General features: G+C 42.7%; 10 protein-coding genes. All 10 read left to right on the top strand.

Annotation, left to right across the window (positions count from 1 at the left end; translation table 11 throughout):
• The first annotated feature begins 485 nt into the window (after window positions 1-485).
• The 10 genes from AB1797_09255 (at window position 486) to lnt (ending at window position 10,992) form a co-directional block, all read left to right on the top strand.
• On the top strand, window positions 486-1,448 hold the full coding sequence (locus AB1797_09255) for a M23 family metallopeptidase (GenBank protein ID MEW5767798.1): 963 nt from the start codon (window positions 486-488) through the stop codon (window positions 1,446-1,448).
• 146 nt (window positions 1,449-1,594) lie between these two features.
• Window positions 1,595-2,791, top strand: a complete 1,197-nt coding sequence (locus AB1797_09250; GenBank protein MEW5767797.1) for a WD40 repeat domain-containing protein — start codon at window positions 1,595-1,597, stop codon at window positions 2,789-2,791.
• Window positions 2,792-2,801: 10 nt separating this feature from the next.
• Entirely contained in the window at window positions 2,802-4,202 is a 1,401-nt protein-coding gene (locus tag AB1797_09245) for a TolC family protein (protein MEW5767796.1), read from the top strand.
• On the top strand, window positions 4,199-5,443 hold the full coding sequence (locus AB1797_09240) for an efflux RND transporter periplasmic adaptor subunit (GenBank protein MEW5767795.1): 1,245 nt from the start codon (window positions 4,199-4,201) through the stop codon (window positions 5,441-5,443). The genes AB1797_09245 and AB1797_09240 overlap by 4 nt, the downstream gene beginning before the upstream one ends.
• A 2-nt stretch (window positions 5,444-5,445) precedes the next feature.
• The gene (locus tag AB1797_09235) at window positions 5,446-6,114 is read left to right on the top strand and encodes an ABC transporter ATP-binding protein (protein ID MEW5767794.1); all 669 of its coding nucleotides are present in this window, start codon (window positions 5,446-5,448) and stop codon (window positions 6,112-6,114) included.
• Window positions 6,115-6,131: 17 nt separating this feature from the next.
• Complete coding sequence (locus AB1797_09230) at window positions 6,132-7,364, top strand: ABC transporter permease (protein ID MEW5767793.1); 1,233 nt, start codon at window positions 6,132-6,134, stop codon at window positions 7,362-7,364.
• A complete protein-coding gene (locus tag AB1797_09225; GenBank protein MEW5767792.1) occupies window positions 7,357-8,220 on the top strand; it encodes a hypothetical protein in 864 nt (287 codons plus the stop codon). Before AB1797_09230 ends, AB1797_09225 begins: the two co-directional genes overlap by 8 nt.
• Before the next feature lie 12 nt (window positions 8,221-8,232).
• Entirely contained in the window at window positions 8,233-8,970 is a 738-nt protein-coding gene (locus tag AB1797_09220) for a hypothetical protein (GenBank protein ID MEW5767791.1), read from the top strand.
• An 11-nt stretch (window positions 8,971-8,981) separates the two neighbouring features.
• Window positions 8,982-9,566 (top strand): cysteine peptidase family C39 domain-containing protein, encoded by a 585-nt coding sequence (locus tag AB1797_09215; protein ID MEW5767790.1) that lies wholly within the window; start codon window positions 8,982-8,984, stop codon window positions 9,564-9,566.
• Window positions 9,556-10,992, top strand: coding sequence for an apolipoprotein N-acyltransferase (gene lnt, locus AB1797_09210; GenBank protein MEW5767789.1), 1,437 nt, complete (start codon window positions 9,556-9,558; stop codon window positions 10,990-10,992). Before AB1797_09215 ends, lnt begins: the two co-directional genes overlap by 11 nt.
• Window positions 10,993-11,637 lie beyond the last annotated feature (645 nt).

Raw genomic sequence — 11,637 nt, 5'->3', positions numbered from 1 at the left:
TAATACAATACCTACCCCCCCCCCCGCAATAAGCTTTTTTATCACCCCTCGCTCAGGATATTTTAGGCTCAGGCAGCTTGAAGAAAGATGTCTGGGCTTTTTCTGTCTCTTGGGGTATTGATTCAGATTCAGATAGCAGCAGGTTGAACATGCAACGGTTGCTCTGTTATCAGATTAGGATAGCCAGACCAACTCAGAGAGGATTTCCTGAGAGGAAAGGGGGTGATAAAAGGGAAAGATTATTAGTCAAATAGCCGAAAAGAGGGAGGTGATGTGTAAATAATCTGGCGATAGGAAGTAATGGGATGGTTCACCTTACTGTGAAAGCTTGCGGCTAAAAGTTAACTTCTTGGAGTTAATCCTTTAGGATTTCATTATGAAAGGCTAAAGTCTAAACTCCATAAAAAATGCGAGATTTCACACCAAAATGGGCGATTTGAACCGTTCCGAAGTAGTTAGAAATAAAAGAAAGGGGGCTGATAAAAATGTCTAAAAAGTGGATTAGCTGGTTTACCATAGCTGCTTTTCTCCTCGCGATCGCTGCTCCGGCGCAGGCGATAACTACGCCGAAGAGTAGGGTGTTAACTGAAGAGGAGATGGCAGAGATTGTAGGAAAAGGCGGAATCGGTGAGTACATAGTAGGTGGGTTAGTATTGGCAGCTATTGGTTATGCAATCTTCGGCGGCGATGATAACACACCTAAGGAAGAAGATGCAGGTAGTGTTGCAGTTCCGAATGACTATGGAGTAATAGAACGTGAGGGTACAATAAAATATCCCACTTCCGACCCCAACTACTTAATGCACCCTAAATATTATAAAAAAGATGGTGCTAAGTTTGCTGCCCAAGCTGAAAAGGCCATTGAAGCAGCTAAGAAGATTAAATTTTACTATCCAGTTTCCCAATATAACCGTATAACTTCTGGGTTCAGATGGCTAAGAGGCACTAAAGTCCATGCAGGGGTTGATGTTAAGGTAGGTGAGGGTACGCCGGTAATGGCAGCTCACGAGGGTATAGTAACATACACTGGAAAGATAAGTGGCTATGGAAATGCTGTCTATCTTACTGATTCAATAAACGATGATAATGGAAAACCGGTTGGCAAATTAACTACAGTGTATGGCCATCTTCGATTGAAAGATGGTGTACTACCAGCGGAGCAGGCAAAGCTAAATTATTCTTACTCGGAAGGAAACCTTATCGGTCTCTCAGGAAATACAGGAGTCAGCACGGGGCCACATTTACATTTTGAGGTCAGATATCTGAAACCAAACGCCACTGGATATGCGAATGTGGCAGAGAAGGGTGGCTGGACCGATTACGGGTTTTGTTATGCTAATCCGGCTGTCCACGGGCTAAATTGGGAACAAACGCAAGCACCGTCCCAGCAAGTGCAAACAATAGAGGATTTTGAAGAATATATGAGGCATAGGTATGGGTGGTATTAATCAGACCAAATAGAATTAGAAGATTAGAGCATTAAGGATGTGACAATAGGGAGGATAAATGTAAAAGTAGTGGCACCCAGGATTGCTCCCAGGTTGAGCCAACTCAATTTCAGGGGAGCAATCTTGGGGCAGGGAAGGAAGAGAGGATGCTTAAGATTATTTCAAGGGTATTTCTTGTCGTGGGGTATATCTTTTCTATAATTCAACCTTTAGCGGCAAACGCGGAGTTATCAGAAGATAACAATCTGCTGTGGAAAAAGAGAATTCCTGGAGTATTTGAAGAAAGCAGTAGTATTAATATAGATGAAAGCATGATTTTAGTTGCCAATAAAGAGGGCGATCTTTATCTTTTTGATGAAGAAGGCAAGATGCTTTGGCAAAAGAGATTCAGCGAAGAGTATAAAAAGAGGGTTATTTATACTGCAGCAGCTATTTCTAATAAGAATTATGTGGCGATATCCCTTGCCTTTGACGATTATACAAATAAACTTCTTATCTTTAATAGTCAGCAGAGACTTATCGGAGAGTTTGAGGGAAGAGGCGGACCTCAGTTTTCAGCCGATGGTAGGTACTTATTGGTGATTCCTGATGCTGATGAGGCAGGGGAGTTGGAGATTTGGAAAATTTCTGAAAACAAAGTTGGAAAAGTTTGGGAAAGTGGCCCCTGGCAAACTTTTTTTGCTGTCATATCACCCCACGGGAAATATGTGTTTACAGACAGTGGCACTTTATACGATGTCGAAAAGAAAGAGGTCTTGTGGAGAGACGTTTTTTGGGGGCATATAGGGAGTCATAATAATTGCTTTTACGTGTCAGAAAGTGGCCAGGTTATGGCCGGATATTTGGATGAGCGTTTACTTTATTTTGTCACTAAAGAAGGGGTCTTACGCCAAGCAAAGCTTACTACTTATCCTCTGGCAGGGGCTGCTATTTCAGATGACGGGAAGTTTGTGGCTACTCTTGAATATAAAGGCAAAACCGAACCGGAATTGATAATTACTTCCTATGATGGAGAATGGGGGAAATACCTCTGGGGTCGAAGACTGATAAAAGCGTATAAGAACAGGCTCTTGCCTCACGTTGAAATGTCGTCAAATGGCGATTATATTCTGGTTAGCGTATCTTCCGAAAGCGTGTCAGGAGAGAATGTATTTCTGATGAATAATTCGGGGGAGATAGTTCAGAAATTAAGGATAGATTGTCCTGTGGAGACAGTGGTTACCTGGCCTGATGATAAAAAGCGAATATGGCGGATATTGGGGCGGAAGATTAATTCTACTGTTTCTCCTCCTTATGCTGAGATTTATCTCTTTGAATATAGCCTGAAGGAGGAAGAGGATTAGCAGAAAGATTATGAAATGGGTTGGAGGGATATGGTGTCTACTTTTATTCTTGGCCACACTAAATGCTCCCTCTCCTCTCTTTGGAGCGGAAAAGATTGTTTCCCTTTCTCTAAATGACTGTGTCAGTATCGGGATAAAGCAAAGTGTCGAGCTTCAAAAGGCAAAAAAGGAAATAGGTCTTTCCCGAAAGATTTTGATTGACTCCATCAAGCAGTTTCTTCCTCAAATATCTTCTTCTCTAATCCAAAGTGAAACAAAAGAGAAAGAAATGTTTGGCCCTCTAAAATGGGAAACTTATATCTGGAAGACAGAATTGAGACAGCCTCTCTATCATGGTGGTCAACTTCTGGGCACTTACCACCAGGCCCGGGCAAGGGTGAAGCTATTCGAGGCTATTTATCAGAAGGAGAAAAACGATCTCGTCCTGGAAATAAAGAGGTATTATTTTGAAGTCCTGAAGGCCCGGATTAATTTGACTACTTCCAAAAAGATATTCGACCGAGTGGCCAGTCTTTGTAGTCAAGCAGAGGAGGCATATCAAAAGGGATTGATTACAAGACTGGAATTACTTGGTTATAAAGCAGAATTTCAGGAGATTACAACTGAATTGGAAGCCAGTCAAAAGCTATTACATTTGCTAAGCCTCAGATTAAAAGACAGGTTGGGAATAGATGGGAAGCAGCCAATCAATCTTGTTGAGGAAGATATCGGTCCACTGCCAGCAGTGCCTGAGATAGAGGAGCAAATTGAATTGGCTCTAAAAAACAGCCCGGAAATCCTGATCTCTGAAAGTGATTATCTTCTTAGAAAAACTGATGCGATAATAACCAATCCTCCTGGACTTCAGATTGACATCGCAGGAAATTACAAGGAAACTGGGAATGATTTCCCCCTCGAAGATAAGGAATGGGAGGTTAAACTAATATTAGAGCTGCCCTTTTTTGATCATAGTCTTTGGGGAAGGTTGGAAAAAGATAAGATGGAAGGTGGGACTCAACCTACCACCGATATTAAAGAAGGAAGACTGACTTTGTTTGATAAGGATTTGCTGGCAAAGAAAATTGCTGCCGGACGAATAGAGACAGACGCCTACCGCTATTATGAGGTCCCTCCGGAAAAGATGAGACGAATGATTTCTCAACAAGTCTATCAGGCAGTTTACGATATAATGGAAGCAAAGAGAAAGCTTGAGACTACAGAGGTGAACATCGTTCAGAAGAAGGAGAAGCTGATGATAGAGAGGAAAAGATATGAGCTGAAAGAAATTACTGAGTTAAACCTTGTTACCTCTGAAATAGAACTGGAAAGGGCGAAGGCACATCTGACTGCTACAAGATATAGTTATTTGATTGCCCTGGCTGGTCTGGAACATATCACCGGTCTTGGAGGAAAAAGGATAACGATAGAGTGAAAAAGTTTATCCTGATTGGAATAGGGGGGATAATAATCATTACCTTTATCTCTGCCTTCTTCTTTTATAAAAAGGAGAATGAGAAAAAGTGTCAGCAGGAAGTCCCGCTGGTGAGAGTAAAGAAGAAAGATATTGTTGAAACCCTGATTGAGACGGGTTACCTCTCACCGGCTAATGAGGCCAAGATCACTTCTGAATTCAGGGGACGAATAAAGGAAATATTGGCAGAAGAAGGTGACCGGGTAGAAAAGGGAGCGGTTCTGATCCGGTTGAATAAAGAGGAGCTTTTGCATACCCTTGAAAGAGCGAAGGCTAATCTATATGCCGCCAGAATGAATCTGGCCAAGCTTAAGGCCGGCCCCTGTGAAGAAGAGGTCTCGGAGGTAAAGGCCCGGCTTAGGGCAGCCAGGATAAGACTGGCTGAGGCAGAGAATAATCGGCACAATAAAACTGAGTTGTTTCTGGCCGGGGGAGCAACAGGCAAGGAGTTAAGAACAGCAGAGGCAGAATATAACCTGGCCATGAGTGAATGTGAGGCCATTCAGGCCAGGTTGAATCTGATTAAAAAAGGAACCAGGAAAGAAGACCTGGCTATAGCTAAAGCAGAAGTCAGGGAGAAAGAAGAGGCCCTTGAATTAGCTGAAAATCAATTACAGAATGCTGTCGTTCAATCCCCTGTTTCAGGTATAGTGATTCAAAAAAATGTAGAAGAAGGAGAGATCATTGGCTATGGCGACTTATCTAAGCCGCTGTTAATCGTGGCTGATCTGAAGCAGATGTTAGTAAAGGTAGCTATAAATGAGATCGACATTTCAAAGGTGAAGAAAGGCCAGGAGGCGGAGATTGAGATAGAGGTTCCTCCTGTCAGAGAGGTTTTTAAGGGGATAGTTTCAAAGGTCTCCTTAGCTGCGGATATGGTAGAAAGAAGAAAGGTCTTTTGGACGGAGGTTAAGATTCTAAATCCTGCTTCCTGGCTAAGGCCTTATATGACAGCCAGAGTAAAGATAGTTAATTACCTGAAAAGGGGGGTTCCTTCTCTTCCGGTAGAAGCGGTTTTTAGGGAAAAGGATGGTCGCCAGATGGTCTTTTTAAAGAAAGGAACAGGATATGTAAGACAATGGGTGGAAACAGGCTCTTCTAACCTGTATAATATAGAAATAGTTAGAGGTCTTGCGGAAGGGGATGAGGTAAGCTTGAAAATTCCGGAAGATAGATCAACGAAAGATAAGTCGATATGGTAATTATGACCCACGGATTAACCAGGATTTATAAAATGGGCAGGGTTGAGGTAGTGGCTATCCAGGACATATCTCTAACAGTAGAGAAGGGAGAATTCTTATCTATTGTTGGCCCTTCCGGTTCAGGAAAGTCCACCTTGATGCATATCCTAGGGTGTCTGGAAAGACCAAGCCGGGGAGAATACAGCCTGGAAGGAACTGATGTGGCAGAGTTAAAAGATGGGCAGCTTTCTGAATTGAGAAGCAGAAGGATTGGTTTTGTCTTTCAGACCCTTAATCTGATCCCCAGAAAAAAGGTCTTTCAGAATGTGGAGCTTCCCTTGATTTACGGGGGGATACCCAGGAGAAAAAGAAAGACAAAAGTCGAGGGAGCTCTACTTTCAGTTGGCCTGACTGAGAGGGCCAATCATCATCCTTCTGAACTCTCCGGGGGTGAGAGACAAAGGGTGGCGATTGCCCGGGCTCTGGTCAATAATCCTTCTCTGATCCTGGCGGATGAACCAACCGGTAATCTTGACAGCCAGACCGGCCGGCAGATTATTTCCATATTTAAGGAGCTGAATCAAAGAGGAAATACGGTGATTTTAACCACTCATAACCTTGAGATTGCCAGGCAGACAAACAGAATTATTTCTCTTAGAGATGGAATGATAGAAAAGGAAGAACGGCTGTAATTTGACCGGGATCGAATATGAGGATATGGGAAAGCCTGAGAGCGGGACTAAAGAGTTTATTAGAACACAAGTTGCGGGCAGCGTTAACGATATTGGGGATTGTCTTTGCTGTAGCCACCTGTCTGGCAGTGGGAGCTATCTTAAATGGGGCCAAAGTTGAAAATTTGAAGATATTAACCGAGATTGGGGGGTACCTTAATATCTCGGTTTCACTACTTCCCAGGGAAGAATATAAGAGGGAAGACCCAAGAGAATGGCCACGGGTGTTGGATTACTTTGACTATCGGTTATTTTGTGAGGAGGACTCCTTGTTTGAAGGGATTTCTCCTGTAGTCCGTCTTTTTTTACCGGTTAAATATAGAGATAAGGTGCACACTTATCCCCTTTACGGAGTGGTTCCTGATTTTCAAAAGGTAGAAGATCATTGGGTAGAAGAAGGTCGATTTATAACTCACAGCGATCTTGAGAGTTGCAGAAAGGTATGTGTGTTGGGGCAAAAGATCAAGGCGGAACTGTTTGCCGGCGAGAATCCCCAAATAGTAGAGATCGAGGATGAGGCTTATGTAGTCGTAGGGGTTATGCAAAACAAAGAAATGGTCTTTGGCGATCAGAATATACTTGATTGGAAAAACAAAATCATCTTCATTCCTCTGACCACTGCCCAGAAACGCTTAACCGGCAAAGATGAATTAAGCTACCTCCATCTTCAGGCAAAGAGTATGGCCGTTGTTGACCAGGCGGCCAAGAGGGCCAGAGAGATTCTGAGAAAAACGCATCTCAGGGCTGACAAGTTTGATATTACCACGGCTAAGGGTATCTTAGACCGAATAGAAAAGAGCATGAAATTGTGGACAATAGTTCTGGGAAGTTTGGTTAGCATCTCCTTTGTGGTTGGGGGGATTGGAATTACCAATATTATGCTGACCTCGGTTATGGAGCGGACATCTGAAATAGGGATAAGGCGGGCAGTAGGGGCCAGGAAAGTGGATATATTCCTCCAATTTCTGACCGAGGCTTTTTTACTGGGATTTATCGGGGGAGAAATCGGGCTCGGGATAGGTGCCTCTATTATTCAGACAGTAAACTTCTTCCTGAAAAGATCAGAATTAAGCAATACAATGGTCATTTTTACGGCGGGTATGGCAATGTTCTCCCTTTCCTTTTGTCTATTGGTGGGATTGCTCTCCGGCCTATATCCGGCTATTAAGGCCGCTCGCTTGACCCCAATGGAGACAATAAGATATGAATAGGTACCTTCCTCTATTTCTACTGTTTATCCTCTTGCTTTCGGGATTATTATCTCCTGCTCTGGCTAAGGAGTCAAGCCTGACCCTGGGCACAAGGAATATTGCTCTTACTCATAATTTCTCTCAGAAAGTGAGGGGGAGGGTATATATCTACCAAGAAGAATTTGGTCAGCCTTTAGAGCAAGGGCTGGAACTAAATTGGAGTCCAAAGGCCAACAATGATTTTCTTTTCAAGGTCTCCAAACTGAGTAAGGATAACCTGCTGGACAAGTCTACCCTCTTGAAGGTAGAGTGGGAACGACAAAAGGAGCTGCTAAAGGATAGAGTAGACTATAAGTCCAATAATGGTTTAGCCTATCTTTCCTTGCCCTCCATCTTTTCTGCGGGAACAGATTATAACCCCGTGTCAATAAAAGGGTGGGCATTATATGACACCGGTAGGTGGTCCAATGCCAACCCCATCTTCCTTGACAAAGGGCAGAAGACCGGTATGAACCTGAGATTCGGTCTTGAGGAACTTCTTTTCTTTGACTTTGGAAAGACAGAAGATAACATACCCAATATGCTTAGTTATGTTCTGATTGCCTTTGAAACCGGAGTCAGAAGGGAAATAACCTCGTCGGTAGAGTGGGAAATGGTTTACTCTGGGTTTGTCCAGTTTCCTTTTTACATTCCGGGTCGAATTTTTACTAATCTTCTTCAGAACCATAACCTATCGACTACCATTGGGATAAATACTCCCAGAGGTATTGGAATAGAGGTCTCCCTCTATGAGCCATTAAAGACTCAACTTATCAGAGAGGACTACCCTTACCAGGGAAGAAGGATGGAGTTCAAAAGTGAATTAAAAAATGGTTGACAGGTAGGAGGGATGTTCAGTCTGGGAGGGGGAGAAAAGAGTTACTTTTCCTGGGAGAAATATTCTGCCGTCTCGGTAGGAAAAAGATTTTCCAGGGGGAATTGGGGTCTTTTCTGGCTTTCCGGAGACGGAGATAACCGTGGGGGCTTTCAGATCAGCCTTGGAGGGGAAAGAGAGGAAGACATCCTGGAAAATATCCTGGATAAAGAAAAGACTGTCCCTAAGGGTTCTTCTGTGTATCCGCTTGATTGTTCATATCTTTGGGAACCTCCAGAGGTGGAAGGTCTAAGTTTCCAGGAAACCATAAGTCAGCTTGATACCCCGGAGAAGGTGGCCTGGTATGCAGGAAATTACTTTGAATATGAATCTACTCCGAATAAATTCTGTGAGCCGGAGGAGATATTCAACTTGAAAAAAGGCGCTTGCGATGATCAGATGGGATTTCAGGCGTATGCTCTCAGCCGGCATGGCTATGAGGCCTATATCCTTCAACAGGTTACTGTTGATTTTGGTCATGCCATTTGTCTCTATAAAGACAAAGAGACCAGCAAATGGAATGGCATAAGTTACTATAAATTATTTGAAACTCAGGCAAATAGTCCGGAGGAACTCTTTGAGATGACTTATCCCGGGGCTTTTAGTATGATGATAAGAGATACCTCCGATGGTAAAGTTCTCGGCCAGTTTGATAGTTCCAGTAGAGATTATCTGTTAAGATGGTTAAAAGGAAAAGATCAGAGACTGAGGTAAAAAGTTTCCTTTTGCTCAAAATATTAACCCTTGGGTTGATTGTTATAATCGTGGGCGCAGGAGCTACCTTTGGTATAAGAGCTTATATTGAACTATCAGATCCGATTATTGTAGAAGGAATAAAGGGACGACTTCTTAAACCGCCGCCACTTACTGTCTATGGTGGAGTCATACTCAGAAAGGATCTCGCTTTCCTTCAAAAGACTAACTACACCTGTGGTCCGGCTACATTGGCTCTTGCTTGTAAGGCAATGGGGGTGAAAGCCTCGGAAGAAGAGATAGCTTTTTTATCTTCTTGTAACAAAGAAGGGACATCGATGCTGAATCTATCCAAGGCAGCTCGTGAAAAAGGATTAGTGGCTCAAGGGTTATTCTTGACCCTGGATGATTTCAGAAAAATGATCGGAAGACGTATATTGATCGCATTTATTGAGAAAAGTCATTTTGGACTCGTAATTGGCCACGGAAGTGATGATGGAATCCTTATTATCGATCCCAATTATGGAGTGGTGCTGTTGAAAGAAAACCGCTTTAGAAGAATATGGGATGGTTATGTTTTAAGCCTTGGGAAAAGGAAGGAGGGTAATGATAATTAATCCTTCAATCATCCCTTTTCTTTTAGCTGTCATTTCAGCTCTCCTGTCGGTTATCTCCTTCCCGCCATTCAACTTGAGCTATCTGGCCTGGATAGCCTTTGTTACTCTATTTATCTCGATTAAAAATCAAAAACTGAAAAAGACATTCTTATTGGGATTTGTTCAAGGATGCTTCTTTTATGCCGCTCTATTTTATGGGTTAATCTCTTACAGTTGGCTGGTCTTTCTTGCGACGCTTGTCTATCTCTCCCTCTTTACGGCTATCTTTAGCCTGCTAACCACCTTCCTTCAAGCCAGATTGAAACATTTTCATGGAGTTATTCCCCCAGTAATCTGGACATCTCTGGAGTTCTTAAAAACTATTGGGCCGTTCTCATTTCCCACCAGTATTGGGGTCTCTCAATATCAGTCTATTTCTCTCATTCAAATGGCAACCGTAACAGGAATATACGGGATATCTTTCTGGATAATCCTGATTAACTCGTATGTGGCAGAATGTCTCCAAGATTTTTTACACAAAGGTAAAGTTTCTATCAGGAACATCATAACTCTCAGTTTGATAATATTTCTTACTACAGGGATAATGCTTTACGGTAGCAAGAGAGAGTCTCTTCCAAACTCGCTATCTTTTTCCACTTCTATTATTCAGGGGAGTATTCCTGTCTGGCTGTATCAGATTGCACCGTATGATCCAAAATACAGCCAAATTGTTGAAAATACCTATTCTGAATTGACAAAGGGATCAGTTAAGAGAAAGCCTCAAATAATAGTTTGGCCGGAGACCAATCTTGGTGTTTTTATCAGAGAAGACGAGAAATGGAAGGAGAAAATTCGTCAATTCGCATATGAGGGAACCTCTTATATAATCCTCGGCACTCCTACCAAAGATAAGGAAGGTAATCAATACAATTCAGCCCTTGTATTTTCACCAAAGGGCAAAATTATTGGGCAGTATGATAAAGTCAATTTGGTTCCCTTTGCTGAACAGCGATTCAAGGCAGGGAGAGAAATTAAGCCTATTTCTTCTCCTATAGGTAAATTAGGAGTCGTTATTTGTTATGAATCCGTTTATCCTTCAATTTCACGGAAACTTATTCAAGAAGGGGCCTCTTTCCTTATTATTCTAACTAATGATGCCTGGTTCAAAAAGACGCCAGTTGCTTATTTACATGCTGTATCGGCTGTATTCAGAGCAGTGGAAAACAGATCCTATGTCATTCGTGCTGCCCAAAGTGGAATATCAATGATCATCGACCCCTATGGAAATATCCTGGAAAAAACATTGCTCTTTGTGCCTGGAGCCCTGAAAGGTGTTGTTAAATTAAGAGAAAAGACAACTCTTTACTCCAGATTTGGGGATTTGTTCTCTTGTTGCTGTTTATTGGGCACCTTTATACTGCTGGCCTTCTCTCTTTGGCAACGGTAAGGTGTATAAGTGGGGGAACATGGGAACATGGGGGACGTTGGGGAACATGGGGGACGTTGGTAAAAAACGGTTCTTTGGTAATTGCCGTGATGGAATTTAACGCTGAGAACGCTGAGATTCCGCTGAGATCGCAGAGATTTAAGTTTTTTCTCTGTGTCCTCTGCGTTTTCTCTGCGAACTCTGCGTTGAACTAATTTTTGTGCCTGCAAGTCTCTATTTTTAAAGAGATTGTGCATACTTCTCTTTAGGAGTCTGTCACGGGAAATACCAAAGAGCCTAAAAAACGCAAAAAACAATTAATGTAAGTTGTGAAGTGGGAAGAAAGAATCTTGTGTCCGCGTATCCTGAAGTCGCAAGGGAAAGATAAGCGAGTACAGGGGTAGCCGAAGGATTAATGGTAAGGGTGACTTGAGAGATAGGCTATTAGGATGGTTTCTTGCGTTTTTTACCAACGTCCCCTCTCCCTGGTGGGAGCTGGTGCAGCAGGAGGTGGGGCTATGGATGCCGGTAATATTTTAACGGATGTTCCATCTTGTACCGACAGAGTGAGTGTAGCTTAATCTGTTGAGAGTCAACAGGTTTTGCGGTTCTCTGTCAGTTTTTTCCTCGTGGCTACACGGACTCCTCTATAGGATAATACTTTGG

Source organism: bacterium, from assembly GCA_040753085.1.
In the GTDB taxonomy this organism is placed as follows: domain Bacteria; phylum UBA9089; class JASEGY01; order JASEGY01; family JASEGY01; genus JASEGY01.
The sequence above is the reverse complement of the archived record's forward strand: the minus strand, read 5'-3'. Positions and strand labels throughout refer to the sequence as shown.

Coding starts and splice junctions, on each gene's coding strand:
- AB1797_09225 (MEW5767792.1), top strand. CDS start 7,357: ATGAATAGGTACCTTCCTCTATTTCTACTGTTTATCCTCTTGCTTTCG.
- AB1797_09230 (MEW5767793.1), top strand. CDS start 6,132: ATGAGGATATGGGAAAGCCTGAGAGCGGGACTAAAGAGTTTATTAGAA.
- AB1797_09220 (MEW5767791.1), top strand. CDS start 8,233: ATGTTCAGTCTGGGAGGGGGAGAAAAGAGTTACTTTTCCTGGGAGAAA.
- AB1797_09255 (MEW5767798.1), top strand. CDS start 486: ATGTCTAAAAAGTGGATTAGCTGGTTTACCATAGCTGCTTTTCTCCTC.
- AB1797_09250 (MEW5767797.1), top strand. CDS start 1,595: ATGCTTAAGATTATTTCAAGGGTATTTCTTGTCGTGGGGTATATCTTT.
- AB1797_09235 (MEW5767794.1), top strand. CDS start 5,446: ATGACCCACGGATTAACCAGGATTTATAAAATGGGCAGGGTTGAGGTA.
- lnt (MEW5767789.1), top strand. CDS start 9,556: ATGATAATTAATCCTTCAATCATCCCTTTTCTTTTAGCTGTCATTTCA.
- AB1797_09245 (MEW5767796.1), top strand. CDS start 2,802: ATGAAATGGGTTGGAGGGATATGGTGTCTACTTTTATTCTTGGCCACA.